At 70.3% G+C, this 25,415-nt stretch carries 17 protein-coding genes; 6 read left to right on the top strand and 11 right to left on the bottom strand.

The annotated features are described in order from the left end of the window. Positions 1 to 110 precede the first annotated feature (110 nt). The 3 genes from K8612_RS19790 to K8612_RS19780 all read right to left on the bottom strand — a co-directional run bounded on the left by K8612_RS19790 (position 111) and on the right by K8612_RS19780 (position 6,039). Entirely contained in the window at positions 111 to 3,509 is a 3,399-nt protein-coding gene (locus K8612_RS19790) for a Dauer Up-regulated (RefSeq protein ID WP_223763423.1), read from the bottom strand. 246 nt (positions 3,510 to 3,755) lie between these two features. Continuing rightward, complete coding sequence (locus K8612_RS19785; protein ID WP_223741633.1) at positions 3,756 to 4,118, bottom strand: hypothetical protein; 363 nt, start codon at positions 4,116 to 4,118, stop codon at positions 3,756 to 3,758. Positions 4,119 to 4,218: 100 nt separating this feature from the next. After that, entirely contained in the window at positions 4,219 to 6,039 is a 1,821-nt protein-coding gene (locus tag K8612_RS19780) for an aminopeptidase P family protein (protein WP_223763422.1), read from the bottom strand. Positions 6,040 to 6,337: 298 nt separating this feature from the next. Here K8612_RS19780 and K8612_RS19775 point away from each other — a divergent pair, with 298 nt between their 5' ends. Beyond that, entirely contained in the window at positions 6,338 to 7,582 is a 1,245-nt protein-coding gene (locus K8612_RS19775) for a glycosyltransferase family 4 protein (protein WP_223763421.1), read from the top strand. A gap of 39 nt (positions 7,583 to 7,621) precedes the next feature. Here the strand turns inward: K8612_RS19775 and K8612_RS19770 are convergent, their stop codons facing one another. The 6 genes from K8612_RS19770 to fusA all read right to left on the bottom strand — a co-directional run bounded on the left by K8612_RS19770 (position 7,622) and on the right by fusA (position 16,170). Beyond that, the gene (locus K8612_RS19770) at positions 7,622 to 9,157 is read right to left on the bottom strand and encodes a hypothetical protein (protein ID WP_223763420.1); all 1,536 of its coding nucleotides are present in this window, start codon (positions 9,155 to 9,157) and stop codon (positions 7,622 to 7,624) included. Between the two features lie 109 nt (positions 9,158 to 9,266). Further along, positions 9,267 to 9,905: a bacteriocin fulvocin C-related protein gene (locus K8612_RS19765; RefSeq protein WP_223763419.1), complete on the bottom strand. Its 639-nt coding sequence runs from the start codon at positions 9,903 to 9,905 to the stop codon at positions 9,267 to 9,269. Positions 9,906 to 10,240: 335 nt separating this feature from the next. After that, positions 10,241 to 11,377 (bottom strand): glycosyltransferase family 4 protein, encoded by a 1,137-nt coding sequence (locus tag K8612_RS19760; RefSeq protein ID WP_223763418.1) that lies wholly within the window; start codon positions 11,375 to 11,377, stop codon positions 10,241 to 10,243. A gap of 21 nt (positions 11,378 to 11,398) precedes the next feature. After that, positions 11,399 to 12,538, bottom strand: a complete 1,140-nt coding sequence (locus K8612_RS19755; protein WP_223763417.1) for a glycosyltransferase family 4 protein — start codon at positions 12,536 to 12,538, stop codon at positions 11,399 to 11,401. Between the two features lie 142 nt (positions 12,539 to 12,680). After that, positions 12,681 to 13,937 (bottom strand): RNA polymerase sigma factor, encoded by a 1,257-nt coding sequence (locus K8612_RS19750; RefSeq protein WP_223741715.1) that lies wholly within the window; start codon positions 13,935 to 13,937, stop codon positions 12,681 to 12,683. A 127-nt stretch (positions 13,938 to 14,064) separates the two neighbouring features. Then, the gene (fusA, locus tag K8612_RS19745) at positions 14,065 to 16,170 is read right to left on the bottom strand and encodes an elongation factor G (RefSeq protein WP_223763416.1); all 2,106 of its coding nucleotides are present in this window, start codon (positions 16,168 to 16,170) and stop codon (positions 14,065 to 14,067) included. A gap of 517 nt (positions 16,171 to 16,687) precedes the next feature. Between fusA and K8612_RS19740 the strand changes: the two genes are divergently transcribed. Both K8612_RS19740 and K8612_RS19735 read left to right on the top strand, forming a co-directional pair. Continuing rightward, entirely contained in the window at positions 16,688 to 18,190 is a 1,503-nt protein-coding gene (locus K8612_RS19740; RefSeq protein ID WP_223763415.1) for a hypothetical protein, read from the top strand. Between the two features lie 101 nt (positions 18,191 to 18,291). Further along, entirely contained in the window at positions 18,292 to 19,320 is a 1,029-nt protein-coding gene (locus tag K8612_RS19735) for a prephenate dehydrogenase/arogenate dehydrogenase family protein (RefSeq protein WP_223763414.1), read from the top strand. A gap of 7 nt (positions 19,321 to 19,327) precedes the next feature. Here the strand turns inward: K8612_RS19735 and K8612_RS19730 are convergent, their stop codons facing one another. Then, the gene (locus tag K8612_RS19730) at positions 19,328 to 20,665 is read right to left on the bottom strand and encodes a S9 family peptidase (RefSeq protein ID WP_223763413.1); all 1,338 of its coding nucleotides are present in this window, start codon (positions 20,663 to 20,665) and stop codon (positions 19,328 to 19,330) included. Between the two features lie 202 nt (positions 20,666 to 20,867). Between K8612_RS19730 and K8612_RS19725 the strand changes: the two genes are divergently transcribed. From K8612_RS19725 to K8612_RS19715, 3 genes are all read left to right on the top strand, one after another. Further along, entirely contained in the window at positions 20,868 to 21,422 is a 555-nt protein-coding gene (locus K8612_RS19725) for a hypothetical protein (RefSeq protein ID WP_223741624.1), read from the top strand. Positions 21,423 to 21,596: 174 nt separating this feature from the next. Then, the gene (locus tag K8612_RS19720; protein ID WP_223763412.1) at positions 21,597 to 22,139 is read left to right on the top strand and encodes a hypothetical protein; all 543 of its coding nucleotides are present in this window, start codon (positions 21,597 to 21,599) and stop codon (positions 22,137 to 22,139) included. Positions 22,140 to 22,172: 33 nt separating this feature from the next. Further along, positions 22,173 to 24,914, top strand: a complete 2,742-nt coding sequence (locus K8612_RS19715; protein WP_223763411.1) for a PQQ-dependent sugar dehydrogenase — start codon at positions 22,173 to 22,175, stop codon at positions 24,912 to 24,914. Here K8612_RS19715 and K8612_RS19710 read toward each other — a convergent pair. Next, positions 24,895 to 25,410 carry a GNAT family N-acetyltransferase gene (locus tag K8612_RS19710; protein WP_223741619.1) on the bottom strand — a complete coding sequence of 172 codons (516 nt, stop codon included), beginning with the start codon at positions 25,408 to 25,410 and terminating at the stop codon, positions 24,895 to 24,897. The genes K8612_RS19715 and K8612_RS19710 overlap by 20 nt on opposite strands. Positions 25,411 to 25,415: the final 5 nt, after the last annotated feature.

Below are 25,415 nucleotides of genomic sequence, written 5' to 3'. Positions count from 1 at the left end.
AAACTTGTCTTACCTGGGGGCCGCGTCACGAATGGGTCAAGCGAACGGGGTCTGTCCCCGTGAAGGAGCAGACCCCGTGCGTGGTGGCGACAGGCCTGTGACGCGGCGGGCTAGATGCCCGGGATGCCCGGGATGTCGTCCGGGATGAGGTCGTCGAAGAAGTCCTTCACCTTGCCGGCCACGTCCCCGGCGAGCTCGCCCACCTCGCCGCCCAGGTCCACCAGGGTCCCGAGCGCGTCCTTGGCCGCGTCCACGCCCTTCTTCGCCATGTCGCCCAGGTGGTTGACGGCGGCTTCCGCCAACTGACCGCCCGCGCCGGCCAGGTCCTTGAGCGCGTCCACGCCCGCGTCGCCCAGGTCGGCCACGGCGATGAGCAGCTCCTTGCCGCCCTCGGAGAGGTTGTCCTTCCAGGCCTTGGCGACGTTCATGAAGGACTCCACGCCGTCCTTGAGCAGGTCCTTGGCGAAGTCCTTGGCCCACGACACGCGGTTGTCGACGAAGTCCTTGATGGCCCCCGCCGCCTTGGAGGCCAGCTCGCCGCCCTTGCGCGCCATGTCCGACAGCGTGCTGCCCACCCACTCGCCGGCCTGGGTGAGCGCCTCGCCCGGGTTGTTGGCGATGTACTTGAGCGTCTCCACGGCCTTCTCGCCCGCGTTGGCCAGGCCCTTCACCAGGCCCTCCGCCAGCTCGGCGCCCTTCGCGCCCAGGTCCTTCACGGACTCCCAGGCCTTCTTCGCCAGCTCGCCGCCCTTGGCCAGCGCGTCGCCAATGGCCTCCTTGGCCTTGGCCGCGGCCTCGCCGGGGTTCTGGGCGGTCCAGGCCAGCAGCTCCAGGCCCTTCTCGCCCAGCTCCTTCGCCTTGTTCACCGTGTTGGACACGAGCGTGGTCGCGCCGTCGATGAGCTCCTTGGCCTTCTCCTTCGCGGCGCCGGTGAGCTTGTCGTAGCCGGCCTTCAGGTCGTTCAGCGTGGAGACGGCCTGCTTGTAGAGCGCCTTGCCGGCGTCCGTGGCCAGGTCCAGGCCGGAGTCCACGACGCTCTTGATGCCGTCGAGCGCCTTCTTCGCGGCCTCGCCCGGGTTCTGGGCGATGTACTTGAGCGTCTCAAGGCCCTTCTCACCCAGCTTCTTCGCGCCGTCGATGACGTTGTCGAGGACCTCCTTGGCCTCCTTCGCCAGCTCGCCGCCCTTCTCGATGGCGGTGTTGAAGGCCTCCGTCGCCGCCTTCACCGCGGCCTCGCCGTACTTGGACGGGTTGCGCACCACGTCCGCCAGCTTGTGGATGACCTTCGCGGCCCCCTTGAGGCCCTCGCCGGCCAGCTCCGCCTGGGACACGCCCACGAACTCGGCGGCCTTCACCGCGCCCTTGGCGGCCTTCTCCACGCCCCACTGGATGAGCTGCGCGGTGCCCTCCGGCCCGTAGTACGCGGCCATGTGCGCCAGGCCCGCGGGGCCCTGCGCCGCGGCGCCCGCCAGGTTCACGGCCTTCATCCAGTCCGGGGCCTCGTAGCCCTCGGGGTCGGCCTCGTACTTCGCCTTCTCCTGGGTGAAGCCGATGTCCATCGCCAGCTCGGCGGCGCCCAGCAGCACGCTGGCGCCCACGTCCGCGGCCACGCCCACGCCGGTGAGGTCCAGCGCGATGCCGATGCCCGCGTCCGCGACGTTCAGCGCCGCGGCGGTGTGCGCGAAGTAGCCCAGGTCGTTGTTCTTGCCGTGCAGCTCCAGGGATTCCTTCTCGAACTTCGCCGCGTCGATGGCGTTGGGCAGCGCGCCCGCCACCGGGACGACCTTCGCCAGGTTCTTGAAGACCTTGCCGGCCACGTCGGCGGTGATCTCCACGCCGATCTTGCCCAGCACCTTGTCCATCACCTTGAGGCCCTGGCCCACCAGCTTGCTGCCCGCCTTGTCCAGCAGCGGGCCCAGGGTCTTCACGGTGGTGTTGAGCGCGTCCGCGCCGAGCTTGTCGGTGAGATTGAGCAGCGACTTCACGGCGCCGGAGTCCATGTCCGACACCAGCTTGGAGACGATCTTCGCCGCGTCGTCGTCCAGCCGGCCCGCGAGCTTCGCGAACTGCTCCGTGGTCTTCGGATCCGACAGGACCTCGTTGAGGACCTTGTGCTCCATGCCGCCCAGGGCGCTCACCAGCCGCTTGCCGGCCGCGGCGTCCGCCTTGTTGAGCTGGCCCACCAGGTTGTCCAGGGCCTTGGGGTCGGTGATGCCCTTGAGCGCGGCCTCCATCGACTCCGGACCGCCCAGCCTGGTGGCGGCGGCCTCCAGCTTCTTGAGCTGATCCGGCGTGAGCTTGGACGCGAGCTGCGGGTCCAGGCCCTTCACCTTCACGTCGGCCATCCGCGCGCCCTGCTGGGCCACGTCCGTCGCGTTCTTCACGCCCGCGTTCTTGAGGACGTCCGCGAAGGCCTTGAGGTCCTTCTTGAGGTCGGGGACCTCCGCCAAAAGCTGCGCGGCGGCCAGGGCCTTGTCCTGCGTGGACGCGTTGGGGTCCGCCAGGGTGATGGCGGCGCCCGCGGCGCGCAGCGACCCGTCCAGCTTGCGCAGGTCATTGGCGAGCGCGGGGAACTTGTCCCCGGCGAAGTCCTTGAGCGCCTTGCCCAGCTCCAGCGTGGCGGTGGCCTTGTCCGTGGCGGAGGCGTCGGGGTCCGTCCACTTGCCGATGGCGCCCACCAGCTTCTCCGCCGCGGGCAGCCCCTTGAGCGCGGTGTCCAGCACGCCCTTCAGGTCCTCCGGCGCGAACGTGTCGCCGGTGGCCTTGGCCAGGGTGAGCGCGGCCTGCGCCTTGTCCAGCTTGCTCGCCTTGGGGTCCGTCAGCTTGCCCAGCGAGGTGAGCGCGTCCGGGTTGGTGGCCAGCTTCGCCAGCTTGTCGTCCTTGAGGCCCAGGCGCTCCAGCGCGTTGGGGACGGTCTCCGGGAACTGCGAGGCCAGCTCGCCCAGGGCGGTGGCCTTCTCGGAGAAGGTGCCGGTGCCCAGCTTGTTGAGCGAGTCGTAGGCCTTCTTCAGGTCCTCCTTGTTCTTGTCCTTCAGCTCCGGGAAGAGCTTGGGCAGGTCCTCCGGCTTGTCCGGCAGCGCCTCCGCGTGCGGCGGCTTCGGATCCGCCGCCGGAGCGGCGCCGTTGACGTCGGCCCGCACCGGGACCGCGCCGTTGGCGTTCCCCGTCACCGGGCCATTGAGGGGACGCGCGTGGCCTCCGCTGATGCCGAGCGGCGTGGCGAACGGGTTTGTGGTCTCTCCCGTCAGCCGGTTCACCCCGTTGCGGTTGTTCTGCGCGCCGCCCGCGGAGAACCCGTCATTGAAGAGCTTCACCGTGGGCTGCTTCGTCTGCTGCTGCGCCTGCTGCTTCGCGGCCTGCTCCGCGGCGGCCTTCGCGGCGGCTTCAGCGGCGGCCTTCGCGGCGGCGGCGGCGGCGGCACGGGCGGCGGCCTCGGCGGCTGCGCGCGCGGCGGCTTCGGCGGCGGCGCGGGCAGCGGCGGCGGCGGAACCATCAATGGGGGTGGTCATGGGCAGGACTCCTACCTTTTCGAGAATCGAGAAAGTCCCCGGGATTCTCTACATTTCGCGGCGAATGTTGCCTGACTCTCCGCAATCGCGTGAATCCCTGGGCGATGCAGGCGATACGTCAGTGTCGCTCGGCGGGTTACAGGGATCGCGCGGGCCCCGCATGACGCAAGAAGGCATAGCGGACGCTATGGAAACTCCAGGCGGCGCCCCGCTCCTGTCCGGCCGCGTCATGCCCTCCAGGGCGATTCAGGCCGGGGCATCGGAGCGGAGCATCCACTGGCCCAGGGCCACGAAGCCGGCGGAGGTGAACAGGGTCAGCGTCCACGCGACGCCGAAGGGGGCGTCCAGGGTCATGAGCAGCGGCAACAGCGACCACCCCGCGACGAAGGACGCCGGGGTGACCCACAGCGCCCGGAGGCCCCGCGTGAGCGCCTGGATGAGGCCCAGGGCGAGCCCGGTGAGGGCGAAGCCCACGAACAAGGCCAGCCCGTAGGCCTTGTTGAACATCAGCATGTAGACGCCCAGCAGCGGGAAGACGTGCACGAGGCCTGGAAGCCAGACGAGGAAGGCGGTCAGCATCCAGCGGCGCGACGGCGGGGACTTGGGCATGGGCTCCAGTCCAGCCCAGGTCCGGGGCCCCTGGCCATTCCCCTCCAGCGGACACTGTCCACCCGGACCGGCCTCCGCGGCGGGTCCGGAGCAGCGCGCTTCAGAGCGGCTGGGTGCGCTGGAGCAGCCAGTCGCGCGCAGCGCCCTGGACGTGGGGCTGGAGCCGTTCGCGCACGGTGGCGTGATAGGCATTGAGCCAGTCCACCTCCTCCCGGGACAGCAGGGATGGGTCCACCAGACGCGTGTCGATGGGGCACAGGCTCAGCGTCTCGAAGCGCAGGAAGTCGCCGAACTCCGTCTTGCGGTCGGGCACGGCGGCGAGGAGGTTCTCGATGCGGATGCCCCAGCGGCCCGGACGGTAGAGGCCGGGCTCGTTGGAGGTGATCATCCCCGGCTCCATCGCCGTGGTGATGTCATTGGGCAGGGTCGGGGAGAAGCCGTGCGGCCCCTCGTGGACGTTGAGGAAGAAGCCCACGCCGTGGCCGGTGCCGTGGCCGTAGTCCAGCCCCTCCGCCCAGAGCGGCGCCCGCGCCAGCGCGTCCAGGTTCGGGGAGCGGGTCCCCCGGGGGAAGCGGGCGCGGGACAGGTTGATGTTCCCGCGCAGCACCAGGGTGAAGTCGCGCCGCTGCTCGGGCGTGGGCTCGCCCACGGGGACCACCCGGGTGATGTCCGTGGTGCCGGACGTGTACTGGCCGCCGGAGTCGATGAGCAGCAGCCCCTGCGGCTTCTGCCCCGGCAGGCACACCGTCGCGTGCGAGGCCTGCGTGGCCCGGTAGTGCGGCATGGCGGCGTTCGCGTTGTACGCGGCGATGGTGGAGAAGCTGAGCGACACGAAGCCCGGGCGCCGCGCGCGCTCCGCGGAGAGGCGCTCGTCCACGGTGAGCTCGGTGATGGGCTCGCGGCCCAGGGCCGACTCGAACCAGGCGAAGAACGCGCACAGCGCCGCGCCGTCCTGCTCCATCGCGTCGCGGAAGTGCGCGAGCTCCGCGTCCGTCTTGCGCGACTTGGCCACGGTGGATGGGTTGAGCCCCTCCACCACGCTCACCCCCCTGGGCACCGCCTGCCGCAGCCCGTGGGTGATGCGCCGGGGATCCACCAGGAGCCGCGTCCCGTCCGGCAGGGCCCCCAGCGCGCGGGCCGCTTCGTCGTACGGGTGGAGGGTGACGCCGTCCGCCTCCAGCGCGGCGCGCAGCGCGTCCGGCACCTTGCCCTGCCCGATGAACAGCCGGGCCCCACCGGGCTCCACCAGCAGGTGCGCGAGGAACAGCGGGAGGTGGTCCACGTCCGCGCCGCGCAGGTTCATCAGCCACGCGACGTCATCCAGCGTGGAGATGAAGTGATGCGTCGCGCCCAGCACGCCCATCTCCGCGCGCACGGCCCGCAGCTTGTCGGTCCGCGACACGGGCGACAGCGCGTGGGCGAACACGGGCGCGGCGGGCAGGGGCGGCCGGTCCGCCCACGCCTCCGCCACCACGTCCAGGTCCGTGCGCAGCACCAGCCCCGCCGCGGACAACTGCGCGGCCGCCGCGCGCGCCACGCCCAGGCCCAGCACCGCGCCGTCCACGGCCACCGTCTGTCCTTGCGGCACGTTCGCGGCCAGCCAGTCCAGGTGTGACTGCCCGGGCGCGTTCGTCGTGCGCACCGTCGCGATGCCGCTGCCCTTCAACTGGGCGTCCGCCTGATCCCAGTAGCGGCTGTCCACCCAGAGGCCGGCGAAGTCCGCCGTCACCACCAGCGTGGCCAGCGAGCCGGTGAAGCCAGACGCCCACTCCCGGCCCTTCCAGCGGGCCGGCACGTAGGTGGACAGGTGCGGGTCGCTCGTCGGGACCCAGACCGCCGCCACACCGCGCTCCCGCATCACCTGCCGCACCCGCGCGATCCGCTCGCGCGCCGCGGCCCCCTGCGTCTGCTCAAGGCCCATGGCATCCTCCGTCGTTGCGCCGTGCGTCCTCATGCCGCAAACCGCGCGCCTTTTCGAGGCCCCTCCCGGACAGGGAGGCCTCCCGCGCGGGTCAAGACCGCCGGGAATGCGGCTGTCGCTCGGAAGACGCGATGCGGCATCCCGCTGCCTCGCGCGCGGACGATGTGTTGTCCATCGACGGGAAAGCGCCGCGGGGGCCTGGGCCCTTCGCAGGTGGGTGCTTACCAAGCCGGTGGCCGTGGTGAGGAGCACGCGGCCGGGCTCCACCCGTCTCCTGAAGCAGGCCTGGTTTCCCACCGTGCGACGCGTTCTCGCCATCCTTCCCTATGTTCCGCTGCCTTCGGATACGGGCGGCACCCTGCGCACGCTCGAGCTGGTGCGCGCCCTTGCCTCCCGCTTCTCGTTGGACGTGCTGGCGGTGAACCGGGTGGGCAACGACGCCGAGGGCTTCAGGCGCTGGCTGGGAGCGCTGGGCGTGCCGGGCTCGCGGCTGCATCTGGTGGACCTGCCGCGCGTGGCGCCCCAGGAGACGCTGAACAGCACGCGGGCCTTCCTGCGGGGCACGCCGCTCACCTACGTGCGCTTCGCGCGCCGGGCGGTGCGGGATGCCCTGCGCCGGGTGCTGGCGGAGCGCGGCCCCTTCGACATCATCCACTTCGACCACCTGCACATGGCGCAACTGTTGCCGCTGGCGCGCCAGCTCAACCCGTCCGCGCACCTGGTCATCGACGAGCACAACGTGGAGAGCCAGTTGCTCGCGCGGATGGCGCCGCTGAGCCCGCCGCCGATGCGGCCGTTCCTGCGCTGGCAGTTCAACCGGGTGGAGCGGCTGGAGCGCGAGTGCGTGAGCCAGGCGGACACCGTGCTGGCGTGCTCGTCCGTGGACGCCGAGCAGTTGCGCGCCATGGGGGCGAAGCGGGTGGAGGTGGTGCCCAACGGCGTGAAGCTGCCGGACTTCGCTCCCCGGGAGAGCACGGGCGACGACCTGGTCTTCGTGGGGTCCATGGACTGGTGGCCCAACGAGGACGCGGTGCTGCTGCTGGCGCGCGAGGTGTGGCCGCTGGTGTCGTCGGAGCTGTCGACCAGCAAGCTGATGGTGGTGGGCCGCAGTCCGCCCGCGTCCGTACGGGCCCTGGAGAACGAGCGGCTGGTGGTGACGGGCTCGGTGCCGTCGGTGGCGCCGTATCTGGCGCGCGCGTTGGCGACGGCCATTCCGCTGCGCGCGGGCAGCGGGACGCGCCTGAAGGTGCTGGAGGCCGCGGCGGCGGGCGTGCCCGTGGTGGCCACGCGCCTGGCGGTGGAGGGGCTGCCCGTGGTGGAGGGGCAGCACGTCCTGCTGGCGGAATCCCCCGAGGAGTTCGCCGCCGCGCTGCGCCGGCTGCGCAATGATCCGGACCTCTGCAGCAGGCTGGCGCGGAACGCCCGCCGCATGGCGGAGTCCTTCGCGTGGGACGGCATCGGGGCCGGCCTGGGCGAGCTCTACCTGAACGCGGTGTCCGCCAGTGGCGAAGGGAAGGAGCCGTCCGGGGCGGAAGCCCACTGAGCCTCAGGCCGCAAGCCAGCGCATGATGCCCGCCGAGGCTCAATGCGCTGGCCAGGCCTGCCAGTACATCTGAGACTCCAATGGAAGCGAGTGGGTCAGGGATTGGTAGATCTGCTCCTGCAACAGGGTGAGTGAACCCGGCCGAGAGGGAAGCAGATCCTGCGGGCACGCATCGACTCCCGTGGCCCTTTTACGCCGCGCCGCAAGCGCAAGTGCCATATCAGGCTCCAATGCGTTTGAAGGAATGAGCCGGAAGGTCCGGTCCGGGTTGAGTAAGGCAGGAATCGCGCGCTGAGCAGGAGCACGTGCATACCAGGTCACCATGAACGCCAGTTGGCGCTCGGTGGTCACCACGAGCGAATCCGCAGGCAACTTCGCCGCCAATTCTTTCATGGCCATGACACGCGAAGGAGCGGTGGTCACGGTGCCCTCATGCCGAGCAGTTGGGATCCAGGGGAGACCGACAGCCATGATCGCGCCGACAATCAGACGCACGGAAGGCGTCAGTCGGCCAAGGCACTGACGAAAAACCAGCGCTGCGCAGATCGCCAAAGGCAGGAATGCGACAAGGCGCAGCCTCATCGCAGGCCCCTCCGCGTTCGAAATATCCAGCCAGGGGACAGCCACGAACAGCGCCAGGGACACGAAGCCCGCTCTGAACGCGACAACGTGCCCCCTCAAGGGGGACGCACGCGCTGCTCCCGGAGAACTGGAAAGTCCCAGGGTCAGCAGGGAGGCTACGGCGGCCCACCGCACCTCGTGGTGGAAAACAAGCGGGGGCGCTCCCGGCAGGGCAAGCGTGGCGAAGGACCAGTCTGGCTTCATCTGGAACAGCTTGGACATGACCACGAAGTCATTTCCGAAGCTCAATCGCCATATCACACCAACGCCCACCGAGACAGCGACAGTTCCTCCCAGCAACAAAAGGCTTCGGCGATCTGCCTTCCAATCTACAGTCTGACAGACCCATGTGACGAACACGGGCAGCGTGACAAAGAGCGCTACGCAGAATGCGAACCGATGCGTCAATGCCGTAAGAGAAAGCAGCCCTAGCGCCAACGCAAATCGACCTTTGCTGGGACGGTCCAGTGACGCACCCAGCAAAGCCCATGTCCCTGCTGCCAATGTAAGACCGACCCCCTGTTTGACAAACTCTGTCGAGAGGAATCGAGACTGAGCACTGATGGCAACGAGGGTCGCCGCGACAAGACCTGCACCCCGGTCACCCGTGAATCGCCGCGCGAGGGCATTGACCGGGAACACTGCCGCGGCAGTCGCTATCGCTGCACCAAGCTTTGTACCGATGATGGGGTCGCTCAACAGGCTGAAGGGCAACAGCCAAACGAAGCACAGTGGCAGGCTGGGATAGAAGAGCCGCCAGTCCTCGGCAAGCGATCGAAGCTGTATGGCGTAATAGTAGCCGTCCACCCCCATCGGGTGAGGGGATTGGAGCAAGAAGCTCGCGCGCGCGAATCCCGACCAGATGAAGAGACCGGAGACGGCAAGCGCCGATACCAGGTCCAGCATCCCACTTCGGGTTACTGAATACTTGCCATCACCCAGGCGCACGAGCATCGGCTACTCCAACACCGTTTGACGCTTCGGCATCCGGCCCAGGTGAGCGGAGGGGTTGCCCCCTCCGCGCGGCCTTTGCACCGGTCCGAAGGAGGCTCGTCAAAAGCCCTTACGTGTTGGGATGGCAATTGCCGTTGCAGAGGTACGTCCAGAGAGTGCCGCACTCGTCTTCAACGTTCGTGCAGCCTCCGCTTGCGCAGTGACTGCTGCCGCCACACCAGTCGCTTGAGAGAGAGCACGAGCAGTTTCCGCCTCCGCCACCACCACCGTACAGGGTGCTGATCAGGCTATCATCCGAAGGGCCAAGTTGCGCGAGGATGTTGAACGCCTCGTCGGAGCCAAACAGCGTCTCCAGGCCGGTGCGCAAAGACTCAAGCTGCGCGCGAGACTCCTTCAACTTGGCGTTGGCAAAGAACGCAGGGGTCGCCAGCTCCTTCGCGCGGCGCAAGTAGTCTACCTGCTCCTGGCCAAGCTCGGGATGCTGCATCAAGTACGCATCGAAATGCCCCTGCCACACCGCGCTCCTCTCATCAGGAGAATAGGTGGCATAGATGGCCCGCCGATAAGCCGTAGGATATTCCGTCAGCTCCGAGTAGCTGTGCGGCAGCCTTTTCGCATTTGCCTGCACCCACTTCTGGACCTTTTCGCATTCGCTGGCTGACGCTGCGGATGGCTGGGAGCTGCACCCCGCGGTCACAACAATCGACACGAGACCCGCGACGGCCACTAGAACTTTGCTCATCTTCATGCTTGGCCCTCCCATGGATTAACAGAGCAGACAAATACGGCTTTTTTGGTCTATCTCGTTCTACCAAATCAATGCAAGGACCGCCACGCCATGCACTGAGGCCAACATGCCAGCGGCGGTTGAGCTTGAAATGGATGCTCGCGGATTTTTCCACAGGCAACGCACCTGGGCGTGCGTTGTTCTGGACCCTCTGGGTCAGGAATCCGCCAAGGATGGGAAGGCATTGCGACTGCTAGGATTGGACGCCGTCAAGAGCGTCCCCGGAAGCTCCGAGCCGTCAGCGGCTGCCGTGCTCATCCTCGGGCGCTGGAGACACGACAACGTGCCTACGCGCACTACCCGGCCACGACCTGTTCTTCGCGCGGGCCCATCAGGGCGGGCAGATACAGCGATTCGATGTAGCGATTCGCCATCCGCTCCGGCGCGTGGTGGGCCACGACGTACTCACGTGCCGCCTGCGCCATCCGCGTGCGCCAGCCGGGCGCCGTGAGCAATCCCGCGAGCGCCGAGGCCAGCGTGCCCGCGTCTCCCGGTGGCACTACGAGCCCGCGCCCCGTGCCCAGCACGTGGGGCAGTTCTCCGACTCCGGACGCCACCAGCGGCCGTCCCAGCGCCATCGCCTCCAGCGCGACCAGCGGCATGCCTTCTCGCAGGGAGGGCATCACCACGGCGTCCGCCGCCGCGTACACGCTGCGCACCTCCGAGCGGAACCCCAGGAAGCGCACCGGCAGCCCTTGCGCCTGCGCTTCCAGCGACTCGCGCAGCGGGCCATCGCCCACCAGAAGCAGCGTGGGCAGCGTGGCGCCAGGCGTCCGGGCCAGCCGCTGCATCGCGTCCAGCAGCACCTGGGGCCCCTTCTCCACCGACAGGCGCCCGACCATCGCGATGACAGAACCCTCCGGCGCGAGCCCCAATGCCTCGCGAGCATGGATCCGCTCCGCGTCCGTGCACGCGTCCGCGAGCGGCAGCGCGTTGGGGATGTAGACCACCGGCGAGCGGTGGACGTACCGGCGCAGGCGCGCGGTCAGCTCGCGCGACACCGCCGCCACCGCGCGTGTGCAGTTGCCCAGCACGCGCGCGAGCCCCTCGTAGGCGATCAACGCGGGCGTGGCGCCGGTGTCCCCATGGTACGTCGCAACCAGGGGCACTCCGGCGAGCGCGCTCGCGGCGGCGCCCAGGGTGAGCGACTTGTAGTCATGCGCGTGCAGCAGCCCCACGCCGCGCCTGCGCACCTCCGAGGCGAGCGTTGCCACGGCCATCGCGCTGAAGCGGCCGGGCACCTCCAGCGTCAGCGCGTCCAGCCCCTGCTCGCGCGCCGCGCCCGACAGCACGTCCACCCGTCCGGGCGGAACGAGGCTGCACACCTGCGCGCGCCACGGAGACGGCGTGGACGACGCCAGCGACAGCAGCGCCCGCTCCGCGCCATACAGGCCGCAGGTGCTGCGCACATGGAGGATGGTGGTGGGCGACACGCGTGGCCTTCCCGTGCCCGCTCACGCCTGGGCGCGAGCGGCGGCCCCCCGGTAGAGCTTCGCGTACGTGTCCACCATCGTGGACAGCGAGTAGCGCTGCGCCTCGCGCTTCGCGGCCTCCCCCAGGCGGGAGCGCAGCTCCGCGTCGTGGGTCAGGCGCTTCACCGCGCCGCCGAGCGCATCCACGTCCTCGGACTTCACCAGGAGCGCCGTCTGCCCATCGCGGTGCACCTCGCGGATGGCCGGGATGGCATGCGACACCGTGGGCAGCCCCACCGCCATCGCCTCCAGCAGCGACAGCGAGCGGCCCTCCCGGCGGGACGGCTGCACGTAGACGTCGAACGCGGGCAGCAGCTTGCTCGCCTCCAGCAGCGCGCCCGTGAAATGCACCCGGCCGGCCAGCGGAGACGCGGCGGCGCGAGCGCGCAGCGAGGCCTCCATGGGGCCAGGGCCAATCATCACCAGGTGCGTGTCCTTCGCGTCCGCGAAGTGGCGCAGGAACGCGTCCACCAGCAGGTCCGGGCCCTTCTCCTCGGAGAGACGGCCCAGGTAGCCCACCACCGTGGCGCCCTGGGGAAGGCCCAGGCGCTCGCGCGCGGCCCGGCGAGCCTCCTCGCCCGTGGCCACCTCCAGCGGCACGCCGTTCTCGATGGTGACCACGTTGGAGAGCAGCTTCGGGCTCCAGCGCTCCAGGCTGGCGCGCACCTCGCTGCCGCACGCGACCAGGGACTGGGTGAACATGGCGGCGGCCATGGCCGCGGGGCGCAGCTTGCCCTGCGGCTCCACCGTCTGATGGAAGGTGCCCATCACGGGCGTGCGCGGACGCAGCGTCCGGGTGGCGACGGCGTTGAGCCAGGGGCCCACGTCGTGACCGTGGACCACGTCGGCGCCAAAGGCGTCCACCTCCTGGGCCAGCCGGCGGATGGCCGCGGGCGTCATCCCGGCGAGGCCTCCCAGCCAGACCGTGAGGACGTTGGCGCGCTGGAGCAGCTCCCGCACCGGACCGTCCGGGCCCAGGGCCAGCACCACGGATTCAATCCCCCGCTCGCGGCCGTGCTGGGACAATCGGACCACCAGTTGTTCGAGCCCGCCCATCTCCAGGCCGTACATCACGTGAGCCACGCGCGTCGGGCGCGCCGTCGAGTGCATTTCGTTCTTCATGGACGCGGCCAAGCTAGGCACGCCCCCCGAGCCCACAACCCCCCGGGGGCGGCCCGCGCCCCGGAAGATGTCTGACAGTCGAAGTTCCTTCTCGGAGCGTGAAGACACGGTTCCGCGCGGAGCCAGCCCCTGGAGGACAGGACTACGACGGCTTGCCGCCCGTGCAGGCGGCGGCGCGCGCGCGCAGCAGCGCCTGCTCCTTCGCGTTGCGCGTGAGCGACGCGGCCCGCTCGAACTCCGCCTGGGCCTCCTTGAGGCGCCCCAGCTTCTGGAGCAGGTCGCCGCGCACGCTCGGCAGCAGGTGGTAGTGCTTGAGCGACGGCTCGGCCACGAGCTGGTCCACCAGTTCCAGCCCCACCGCGGGGCCGAACGCCATCGACAGCGCGACGGCGCGGTTCAGCTCCACCACCGGTGACGGCGTCATCCTCGCGAGCACCGCGTAGAGCGCCGCGATGCGCGGCCAGTCCGTCTCCTCCGGCGTGCGCGCCCGCGCGTGGCAGGCCGCGATGGAGGCCTGCACCGTGTACGGCCCCGCCGGCCCGGCCTTCCCCGAGCGCTCCAGCGCCGCGAGCCCGCGGCGGATGAGGAGCTGATCCCACTGCGCGCGGTTCTGCTCCAGCAGCAGCACGGGCTCTCCCGAGGGCCCCACCCGCGCCCGGGACCGCGACGCTTGAATCTCCATCAGCGCCACCAGCCCGTGCACCTCCGGCTCGCCCGGCGCGAGCTCCGCGAGGATGCGGCCCAGGCGCAGCGCGTCCTGGCAGAGCTCCGGCCGCATCCAGTCGCCCCCCGCGGTCGCGGAGTAGCCCTCGTTGAAGATGAGGTAGACGACCTCCAGCACCGACGCGAGCCGCGCCGCCAGCTCCTCGCCCCGGGGGACTTCGAAGGGGACGCCCTTCTCCGCCAGCGTCCGCTTGGCCCGCACGATGCGCTGGGCCACCGTGGGCTCCGGCACCAGGAACGCGCGGGCAATCTCATCCGTCGTCAGGCCGCCCAACAGCCGCAGCGTGAGCGCCACCCGCGCCTCCGGGGACAGCACCGGGTGGCAGGAGGTGAAGATGAGGCGCAACAGGTCGTCGCCGACGTCGTCGTCCAGGGCCGCGTCCAGGTCTGGCACCTCCGCCTCCTCCAGCCCGTGCCCCAGCTCCTCGTGCTTGCGCGCGAGCAGCTTGTGACGGCGCATCTCGTCGATGGCGCGGCGCTTCGCGGTGGCCATCAGCCACGCGCCCGGGTTCTCCGGCACGCCCGACACCGGCCACTTCTCCAACGCCACGACCAGCGCGTCCTGCGCCAGCTCCTCCGCCTGCCCCACGTCGCGCACCATGCGCGCGAGCCCGGCGATGAGCCGGGCGGACTCGATTCTCCACACCGCGTGCACCGCGGCCTGCGCCTTGGACATCGTCACGGCGCGAACTCAATCAAATGCACGTCGAATGAGCGCCCCGGAAATCGACACGGGGTTCAATTTCCCGCGCGAACAGCACGGCCCCGGGCCTCCCCTCGTGGGGAAGCCCGGGGCCGTCACCTCACGCCCGCGCCTCGGAGGCCAGGGCTGCGGCCGACTCCGGCACCGGCTCGTACGTCCCCAGGCGCATGCTCGCCTGGGCGCGTCCCTGCGTGCGGCCGCGCAGCGCCGTCACGTAGCCGAACAGGCGCGCCATGGGCACCCGCGCGGACACGCACCGCGCCGTGCCCTTCGCCTCCATCCCCAGCACCCGTCCCCGCCGCGACGCCAGGTCACCCAGCACGTCGCCCAGGAACTCCTCCGGCGTCACCACCTCCACCTCCATCACCGGCTCCAGCCCCTGCACGCCCACGCGCCGCGCGGCCTCCTGGAGCGCCAGCGAGCCCGCAACCGCGAAGGCCTGCGGCGTGCTGTCCTTCACGTGCGTGTCGCCATCCACCAGCCGCACCTCCACGTCCACCAGCGGCACGCCCTCCCGCACGCCCCGCGCCATGGCCCCGGCCACGCCCTTCTCGATGGCGGGCACCAGCTCGCGGGGGATGGAGCCCCCCTTCGTGGCGTCCACGAAGACGAGCCCCGCTCCTCGCGGCGCCGGCCCCACGTCCAGCACCACGCGCGCGTACTGTCCGGGCCCGCCGGACTGACGGACGTGGCGGTACTCCTGGCGCACCGCGCCCCGGAGCGTGTCGCGGTACGCCACCTTCGGCTGTCCCACGCGCGCCTCCACGCCGAACTCCGTCCTCAACCGGTCCACGACCACCTCCAGGTGCAGCTCACCCATGCCGGACAGCAGCACCTGGCCGCTCTCCGGGTCCACGCCCAGGCGCAGCGACGGGTCCTCCGCCGCCAGCCGTTGCAGGCCCTCCTCCAGCTTCGGCAGCTCCGCGGGGGAGCGCGCCTCCACCGCGAGCTGCACCACGGGCTCCATCACGTTCAACGCCTCCAGCACCACCGGCGCCTCCGGGTCACACAGCGTGTCGCCGGTGCGCACGCCCTTGAGCCCCAGCGCCGCGCACAGGTCGCCCGCGTGCACCTCCGCCACCTCCTCGCGGCGGTTGGCGTGCATGAACATCAGGCGCCCCACCCGCTCCTTGCGCCCGGTGACGGGGTTGAGCAGGACGGTGCCCGCGCGCAGCGTGCCCGAGTACACCCGCAGGAACACGATGCCTCCCACGGCCTTGTCGCTCATCAGCTTGAACGCCAGCGCGGTGGGCGGCCCCGAGTCCGACACGGGACGGCTGACGCGCTCGCCGGTGACGGGCGTAAAGCCCTCCACGGCGGCCATGTCCGCGGGGGACGGCAGGTAGCTGACGACCGCATCCAAGAGCATCTGCACTCCCTTCTTCTTGAAGGCCGACCCGCACAGCACCGGCACCAGCGTCCGCGCGAGCGTGCCCGAGCGCAGCGCGCGCTCCAGCTCCTCCGCGGTGATGTCCTCCACCCGCCCGTCCACGAACTTCTCCATCACGCCCGCGTCCAGGTCCGCGCAGACTTCAATGAGGCGCATGCGGTACGGCAGCACCGCCTCCGCCAGCTCCGGAGGAACGGGCGCGCTGTCGTCAAAGCCGCCGTCGTCGCCCTGGAAGCGCACGAGCCGCATGCGCACCAGGTCCACGAGCCCCTGGAAGTCCGCGCCGTCGCCCACGGGCCACTGCACGGCCACCGGGCGCACGCCCAGCCGGTCCACCATGGACTGCACGCTCAGGGCGAAGTCCGCGCCCACCTTGTCCATCTTGTTGATGAACGCGATGCGCGGCACGCCGTAGCGGTCCGCCTGACGCCACACCGTCTCCGACTGCGGCTCCACGCCCTGGCTGGCGTCGAACACCGCCACCGCGCCGTCCAGCACGCGCAGCGAGCGCTCCACCTCGATGGTGAAGTCCACGTGGCCCGGCGTGTCCAGGATGTTGATGCGGTGGGGCACGCCCGCCTCCCGCCCGTGCCGGGGCTGCCAGAAGGCCGTCGTCGCCGCGGAGGTGATGGTGATGCCGCGCTTCTTCTCCTGCTCCATCCAGTCCATCTCCGTGGAGCCCGTGTGCACCTCTCCCGTGGAGTGGATGCGGCCGGTGAAGAAGAGGACGCGCTCGGTGAGCGTCGTCTTGCCCGCGTCGATGTGGGCCATGATGCCGATGTTGCGATACCGCTCGATGCGCGTGGTGCGAGACATGGAAGACTCCCGTTCCCGTCCGGGCAGCGAGGCCCGCGGGTGTGTATTGGATTGAGACGCCGGTTGGATGAGAGGGATGGACCGGAGGCTGCCTTCAGGCGCGCACGCGCACGCGGGGCCTACGGCGGCACGTCAGGCCGCCACGGGAACGCGCGAGGACACACGAAGGCCCCCAGGGAGGGGACGGGCGGAGACGGAGTTCACGGTGCGCGGGCAACCAGCCACGCGCGCACCGGAGGACTCCGGTCCGCCTGCTCAAATATCGAGCAGGACCTCGTGACGGGGGGCGAGGCGCACGTCCGCCGCCGGCGCGAAGGCGCTCAGGACAGGCAGGGCATGGAAGAAGACGGGCCTCATGATGAGACAGGAGTAAGACAGACAGCCCCCGCTGTCAACCCGGCGGCCTCCGCCGTGTCCCGGCTCCGGAAATAAATCCCCGAAAGAATATCCGCCGGGCGCGCCGTAGATGTGGCGGTTGGCGACAGAAGCCAACCCCTGGTTCCTCCGAGGGGGAAGTATGTCCACGTTCTACAAGAGCCTGCTGACGGCCTCCATGGGTCTCGTCGGCTTGAATGGCTGTGTCTACGGCTTCATCTACGACTCCGCGACGGGCAGCGCCGTGGAGGGCGTGACGGTCTACGTCGCCTCCGGCACCTGCTCCGGCACGGGCTGCGGCACCGGCCTCGCGACCCAGACGACGGACTCGTCCGGCCTCTTCATCTTCGACGCCTACGGCAACCAACACGGCGAGGACAACGTCCAGCTCATCATGCCGGCGTCCGGCGAGGAGGCGGTGCGGCTCGTCTACAGCCGCGCCGGCTACCGCTCCGTCACCGTCCACCACCGGCCCAACTACACGACGATGACGCAGAACGGGACCGACTATCAGGTCTCCGCCGTGCAGCCCGTGTACCTGTGCGCGCTCAGCGCCGTGGACACCGACGGCGACGGCGTCTGTGACGCGGCGGAGAACCAGTACGGCACCAACCCCAACAGCTCCGACACGGACGGCGACCGCATCAGCGACTTCGCGGAGCTGTACGGCTACGGCGGCGTGGACCTCCGCTACTGGGGCGCGGATCCGCGCAAGAAGGACGTCTTCGTGGAGGTGGACTACTACGCGGACCGCAAGCCCACGCAGGGCGCGCTGGACAAGGTGACGGCGGCGTTCGCCAACGCGCCGGTGTCCAACCCCAACGGGACCACGGGCATCGCGCTGCACCTGGTGCTGGACTCGCAGATCGCCGCCGCGGACGCCATCTCCAACCTGGACACCGGTTGGGTGGGCGTGGACACCATCAAGAGCAAGTACTTCAAGTCGCGCCGGGCGCCCTTCTTCCACTACGCCCTGTTCGCGAACACCTACGGCACGACGACCTCCAGCGGCCTGTCGCGCGGCATCCCCGCGCATGACCTCATCGTGACGCTGGGCGGCTGGTCCACGCCGGGCGGCACGGAGCTGCAGCAGGCCGGCACCCTGATGCACGAGCTGGGGCACAACATCGGCCTGCGCCATGGCGGCACCGACGACGCCAACTACAAGCCCAACTACCTGAGCGTGATGAACTACGAGTACCAGACGTTCGGCCTGCGCATCGACGGCGTGGACAACGTGCTGGACTACTCGCGCGTCCGCGTCGCCTCCGTGAGCGAGACGTCCGTCAACGAGGTGTCCGCCTTCGCGCCCATCGCCCCCACCACGGAGGCGGACCTGGCCCGCATCGGCGTGCGCATCAACGGCGTGCAGCGCGCGGGCACCGCGAGCGCGAACCTGGACATCAACGGCAGCGGCGCCATCCAGACCGCGTCCTTCGCCTACAACTTCAACCGCGACTCCGACAGCGTGGACCTCTTCCCCGCGTCGCAGAATGACTGGCTGGCCCTGGTGTACGACGGCGCCGGGCAGATTGGCGACGGCTGGCTGGGCACCACGCAGGGCCTGAGCCGCCAGCAGCCCTTCTTCGTCGTCCCGGAGAAGACGGACTCCTGCCTCACGGAGCAGATGCTCCTCAAGCGGTAGTCCTCCGCCTTCCCTCCTGGCAAGTCATCCCCCGCCGGGTCGCTCTTCACGGGTGACCCGGCGGTCGTCTATTGAGCGCGGGCCCGCGTAGACTCCGGCGCATGTCGCATGTCGCACTCGTGGGCTACGGACGGTTTGGACGCGCGCTGGGAACGCTGCTGGAGGCGGTGGGCGTGGAGCACCGCGCCCTGGACCCGGTGGCGGACATCCCGGAGCCGCTCCGCGCGCACTCGGTGCGTGAGCTGCTGGACGGGGCGGAGCTGGTGGTGGTGGCGGTGCCGGTGCCCCAGATGCGGGACGTGCTGCGCTCCCTGCGGCCCCACTTGAGGCCGGAGCACCTGGTGCTGGACGTGGGCAGCGTGAAGGTGAAGCCCGTGGAGGCGCTGACGGAGGTGCTGGGCGCCGACGTGCCCTGGGTGGGCACGCATCCCCTCTTCGGCCCCTTGAGCCTGGCCATGGCCGAGCGCCCCATGCGCGTCGTGCTCTGCCCCAACCCGCTGCATCCGGAGGCCGCCCCGCGCGCCCGGCGCTTCTACGAGGGACTGGGCTGCGAGGTCATCGAGCAGACGCCGGAGGGCCATGACCAGGTGATGGCCCGCACGCACGCGCTCACCTTCTTCGTGGCCAAGGGCATGGTGGACTCCGGCGCGGCGGCGGACGTGCCCTTCGCGCCGGCCAGCTTCAAGGCGCTGTCGCGCACCATCGAGACCGTGCGCGCGGACGCGGGCCACCTCTTCAACGCCATCCAGCAGGAGAACCCGTTCGCCACGCAGGCGCGAGGGCAACTGCTCACGGCGCTCCAGGGCATCCACCGCGACCTGGAGGCCGCGCCCACCGCGACGCAGGCCCCCGGGGCCTCGGGCGTCGCCGTGCCCGGGCTGGAACCGGAGGCCCCCGCGCCCCGCGAGCCTCGCGAGCACCTCGACGCGCTCGACCGCGAGCTGGTGGAGCTGCTCGCCCGCCGGGAGGAGCTGGCCCGCCGTCAGCGCCGGGCCCAGGAGGCCGGGAACGAGCCGGCCCGCACGGAGGCGCTGCTCGCCGTGCGCCGGGCGTGGGCCCGGGAGCTGGGCGTGGACGCGCAGGAGGTGGAGGCCGTCTTCCGTGTCGTGCTGGGCGGCGGCCCGCGCTGAGGCGGCGCTAGAGGGACTCGTCCAGCCAGTCGAACATGCGGTGGTTGGCCACGGCCTGCGCGCCCTCCTGGCAGTGCAGCAGCCCCGTGTCCTGGGCGGTGAAGAGCATGTAGTCCTTGGGGCACTCCAGCGCGTCGAAGAGCAGCCGGGCCTGGCCTTGTGAGAACGCCTCGGCGGTGCCGTCCATCACCAGCGTGCGGCAGCGGATGCGGTGGACGACGGGCTCGTTGTTGAACCGGCGCAGCTCGAAGAGCAGGGCCGACGGCGTGCTCACGCCGTGCTTGGACATCGCGTCCTTCATGTACCAGCGGAAGAGGAACACCTGCTCCATCAGCCGGGCCATGGCCGCGTCGAAGGCCTGGGGGTCGCTGTCCAGCAGCGGCATCAGCTCCGGGAAGTACATGTGGAACTGCTCGAAGGACGACGCCCCCCAGTTGAGGACGCCGGGGTTGGGGATGAGGACCTTGATGCGCCGCTCGAACGCGGCGGCGCGCGGCACCAGCGCCCCGCCCATGCTCCAGCCCAGGAGCGCGATGCGCCGCGAGTCCACGCCCGCGATGCACAGGGCGAAGTCCACCACCGGCCGGATGACGTTCTCCCAGTCGTGGCGGAAGGGCAGCCCCTGCTCGCGGATGGCCATGCCCTGGCCGGGCGCGTGCACGATGAGGCAGTGGTAGCCTCGCGCGAGCGCCGCGTCGATGACGTACTTGGACTCCTCCGGCCACGCGTCGCGGCCCTGCTGGAAGATGAGCAGCGGCGCGATGCTCCGGGCGCTCGGGGCGCGGAAGAAGTAGCCGGGCAGCGTGGTGCCCTCGTACGGGATGCGCACGGGCGTGCCCGGTATCTTCAGCAGGTGGAGGGCCTTGTTGTAGGCGTCCACCGCCTTGCGCCCGGTGGCGACCACGCTCGGGTGGGCGGGCTCCGGGTGGTGGATGAGCGCGGCGCGGTAGTAGTTGGCGGCGCGCAGGTAGGCATGGCCCGCGCTGATGGGATGGCGGCGGGACAGGCTCACGTCGCCCATGGCGCGGATGCGGTCGGCGGTGCCGACCCATTCGTTGGGCCAGCTCCAGTCATCCCCCGCGACGATGCGGGTCGCGGTGTCCAGCACCTCGCTGATGTCCGACTGGGCGCTGTAGGTCCCGGCCAGGAAGTGCAGCAACTGGCTCTCCATGATGGGGTCCGCCATCAGCCCCAGCTCCCACCAGGGCCGGGGCGCGTCCGGGGACGCGGACGTCGTGAACGGCCGTCCGGCCGCCTCGGCGGGAGCGCCCCGGAGGAGCGCGAGCCCCCCGGTCAATCCCAGACTGGCTTGGATGAGGGAGCGACGGTCCAGTGTGATGCCCATGGTCTCTGGCCTCCAGCGAAGTGCTGGCGGCTCGAACACCCCTGGCCTTCACATCTGTCACCCAACCCAGCCTTTGCGTGCCAGGGCTCGCCAAGCCGGCCCCTCATCGCCGGGGACGGACTGAATGCACCGCTCGGGATTCAGGGTGGGGATGGCGATGTTGGTGGACCCAATGCGTTTCTTCACCCTTAGGAGCCACTGCATGAAGAAGACCGCCCTGCTGACCTGCTTGCTCGGATTGCTGGGAGCCATCCCGGCCAGCGCCGCTGAACTCAAGGACGTGTTCGGCAAGGAGGTCCCCATCGGGCAGGGTCGGCCCACGCTGGTGTTGTATGCCAACAAGGGAACCAAGGAGGAGCTGCGCCAGCGCGCCTCCCAGTTCATCTACGACGTGCGTGAGAAGAAGCCCATCGTCGTCATCCACGTGGACCTGCGCGACGTCCCGGGCCTCTTCAAGGGCATGGCGCGAGGGGAGATCCGCAAGAGCCACGACGAGTCGCTCGCCGCCATGAAGGACCTGTACCGCCAGAAGGGCGAGGCACCGCCCGCCGAGCTGGACTCGTCGCTCTACATGGTCGCGGACTCCAAGGGGGAACCCCACAAGTCCATGGGGCTGGAGAAGGGCTTCAACCGGGTGTTCGCCCAGGTGCTCGGCACCTCCGGTCAGGAGCTCGCGCGCGGCGCCTTCTCGGAAGGGGCCCGGAAGCTCAGCCAGGCGATGAGCGCCGCGCCCGCCGTGGCGTCCCGCAGGCCCTGACTTCACGGGGTGTGTCCCCACGCCAGCGACATCCTCTGCAAGTTCACCGAGGTCGTGTCCGGCAACGTCACGCTGTGACACGCGCCGTCGTCGTGTGAAGCACCCCGGACCCCAGGTGCGAACCCGGGCAGGCATTGGCTAGGCTGATGCCTCCCGTTGCACCTGGAGTCTTTCATGCACAGCGAATCGCCGCGCAGCGCCCGCTCTCCGAAGGCCGTGACGTTCCTCCGCATCCCGGTGCTGCTCGCCGTGGGCATGATGACGATGGGCAGCGGCATGGGGAACCCGGGCTGTGGCGGCAACACCTATCCCGACTGTGAGGAGGGCTGCGCCATCGCGGGCACCTACACACTCCAGTTCGAGGACACATCGCCGCCTGGCGAGGGATGCGAGGCCCTGGGCCAGCGCCTGCCCCAGGGCCCGCTCGTGCTGACGATGACGGGCGGCAGCTACATCACCACGCGGTTCGGCGACGACGAGCTGTCCACCCACTACTCCGGCGAGCCCGCACGGAGGCTCGATTTCTCCACGGCCCGCATCCTCACCGAGGAGAAGGTCCGGCGCACCCTGGACATCCGCTCGACGGTGGCCGCGCCCGCGCCCCGCTCGGACACGGACAGCTCGCGCATCGAGGGTGAGTACACGCTGGAGCTCTTCTCCACCGAGGACAGCAGCGTGAAGTGCCTCATCCAACGGAACTTCACCGCGACGCGGTAGGGACCCACTCCGGGTGCGGTAGGCTTGGAGGCCATGCGCACGCCCCTCATGGCCTCACTGTTGTTCCTGATGATGTCCGCGCCAGCCCAGGCCGCCGTGCCGGCGGGCTTCGTGGAGACGGCCTTTTCGTCCAGCAGCCTGACGCCCGCCACCGGCATGGCGTGGGCGCCGGATGGCTCGGGGCGGCTGTTCGTCACGCTGAAGAACGGCGTCGTGCGGACGGTGGCCATGAAGGACGGCGTGCTGGAGACGCAGCCCGGCACCTCCACGCTGGTGACGCGCACGTTCGCCACGGAGCCCGCGGTCCACACCAACAGCGAGTGCGGCCTCATCGGCATCGCGTTCGACCCGAACTACGTGGTCAACCGGTACGTCTATTTCTTCGTCACCGTCTCCGCCTCCGAGCAGCGCATCGTCCGCTACACGGACTCCCACGGCACGGGCATCGCGCGCACGGAGATCGTCACCGGGCTGCCCACGGCGGGCAACAACCACGACGGCGGCGGGCTGGGCTTCGGGCCGGACGGGAAGCTCTACTGGTCCATTGGAGACCTGGGCAACGGTACCGGCGTGGACGCGGACCTGACGTCGCTGGCGGCCAAGGTGAGCCGCGCCAACCTGGACGGCACGCCCGTCAATGACAACCCGTTCAACGACGGCGTGGGCCCCAACAACGAATACATCTGGGCGCGCGGCCTGCGAAATCCCTTCACCTTCACGTTCCAGCCCACCACCGGCCTGCTGTGGGTCAACGGCGTGGGCACGAACTACGAGCAGGTCTTCATCGTGAACCGGCGCAGCCACGCCGGCTACAACGACTACGAGAACAACCAGCCCCTCACCAACGACTTCATCCCTCCCGTCATCAAGTACCGCACCAACGGGACGGACACGCGCAACCTCACCGCCACGGGCGCGGTGCGCAGCGGGGGCATCACCACCTTCACCACGGCCACGCCGCACGGCTTCCGCAAGGGGGAGAAGCTCACGCTTGAAGGCGTGGGCGACGCGAGCTTCGACGGCGACTTCTACGTCGCCAGCGCCGACAACGCGCCCACCACGACGACCTTCACCGTGGCCCAGCCGGGCCTGCCGGACGCCACCAGTGGCGGCGGCTCCGCGATGACGCAGGCGCTGGGAGGCTCCATCACCGGCGGCGTCTTCTACGACGCCACCCTCTTCCCGCCGGAGTACCGCGGCAACTACTTCTTCGGCGACTTCAACAGCGCCCAGGTGACGCGCGCCACGCTGGCGGCGGACAACTCGGTGGCGACGGTGGACGCGTGGGGGACGGGCTTCTCCGCCAACGTGGACATGAGCGTGGGACCGGACGGCGCGCTCTACATGCTGGGGTACACCAACGGCGTGGTGCGCCGGGTGATGCCCACGGCCACCGGCCAGAAGCTGGTCGTGTCCGGGCTCAACCTGCGCCTGATGGAGGGCGGGCGCGCGGCCTTCACCGTGCGGCTGGCGCAGGCGCCCACCGCGCCCGTGACGGTGGACGTGGCGCGGGCCCTGGGCGGCTCCGAGGACGTGCGCCTGTCGGGGGGTGGAACGCTGACCTTCTCCCCCACGAACTGGAACGTGCCGCAGGTCGTGGTGCTCGAGGCGGTGGAGGACGCGGACGCGGACGCGGACGTCGCCACCTTCACCGTGGCCTCGGAGGGCCTGACGACCGAGTCGGTGGTGGCCACCACCATCGACAACAACTCGCCCCGGCTGGTGCTGTCCACCGCCCGGCTCACCGTGCCCGAGGGCGGCACCGCCACCTTCGACGTGTCGCTGTCGCTGAGGCCCTCGTCGAACGTCACCGTCACCGTGGCGCCCACGCAGGGGGACCCGGACATCAGCGTGGCCTCCGCGTCCACGCTCACGTTCACGACGTCCAACTGGAGCACGCCCCAGACCGTGACGCTCCAGGCGGCGCAGGACGCGGACAACGTGGACGGCACGGCCACCCTCACGCTCGCCATGCCGGGCCTGGACGCGCGCACGCTGGAGGCCGTGGAGGCGGATGACGAACCGCTGCCGCCCACCATCACCTCCACGCAGGTCACCACCGCCCTGGTGGGCGTCGAGTACCGCTACGACGTGGAGGCGGTGGGCCGGCCCCGGCCCACGTATTCGCTGGAGGGCACGGTGCCGCAGGGCATGAGCATCGACGCGACCACCGGCCTCATCACCTGGACGCCGACGGCGGCGGGCACCGTGGACGTGCGCGTGCGGGCGGCCAACGGCGTGTCGCCGGACGCGGAGCAGGCCTTCAGCCTCACCGCGAAGGTGGATGAACCGCCGCGCGCCGTCCTCATCCGTCCCACCCAGGGCGAGCGCGTTTCCGGAGCCACGGCGGAGTTCTTCGGCGAGTGCGAGGACGACGTGGGCTGCACCGGCGCAGGGTTCTACGTGGACGGCACGCTGGCCTACACGGACGACCGTTCGGACACCCGCCTCTACTTCGGTGGCGCGCCGGGCCGCTGGGACACCACGGGCCTATCGCCGGGCCCGCACACCCTGCGCTTCGTGGTGACGGACACGGCGGGCGCGACCGCCGAAGCCACGGTGACGGTCTGTGTCGGAGACGGGAGCTGCGAGGCGGGCGGACCGGATGCGGGCGCGGGGAATCCGGACGCAGGCGCGGGCAACCCCCTGCCCGAGGACGACTCCGGCTGCGGCTGCGGCGCGGCCCCGGTGGCGCCGCTCGCGTGGCTGGCGCTCGTCGCGCTGGCCACCCGGCGCAAGCACTCGTGCGCGAGCGTCAGGGGACCAGTCGCTTGAAGAAGAGGACCGTGGGGTGCAGCTCACCGTCGGTGTGCCGCGCCCAGTCGGGAATCTCTCCGGCGCGCTGCCACTGGAAGTGCCGGTAGACGGCCTCCGCCTTCGAGCCCGCCAGCGTGTCGAGCACCAGCAGCGTGCGCCCCGCGCCCCGGGCGTACTGCTCGACCTCCTGGAGCAGCCGCGACGCGAGCCCCTGGCCTCGGGCCCGCGAGTGCACGAGCAGCTTCTGCACCTCCGCGCGGTGCAGCCCGTTGGGACGCAGCGACGGCGCGAGCTGCACGGTGCCGTCGATGCGCCCGTCCACCTCCGCGACCCAGAGCAGCAGCCCCGGCCCCAGCGCCGCGAGCACGCCCCGCCAGTACCCCTCCGCCGCGTCCCGCGAGAGCGGCGGCAGGAAGCCCACCGACGCGCCGCCTTCGACGGAGTCGATGAGCAGTTCGGCCAGCGCCTCCAGCTCCCCGGGGGTCGCCTGTTCGAGTCTCCGGATGGAAATCATCCCCA

Origin of the sequence: Corallococcus sp. AS-1-6 (assembly GCF_020037015.1) — a bacterium.
Lineage (GTDB): Bacteria > Myxococcota > Myxococcia > Myxococcales > Myxococcaceae > Corallococcus.
The sequence above is the reverse complement of the archived record's forward strand: the minus strand, read 5'-3'. Positions and strand labels throughout refer to the sequence as shown.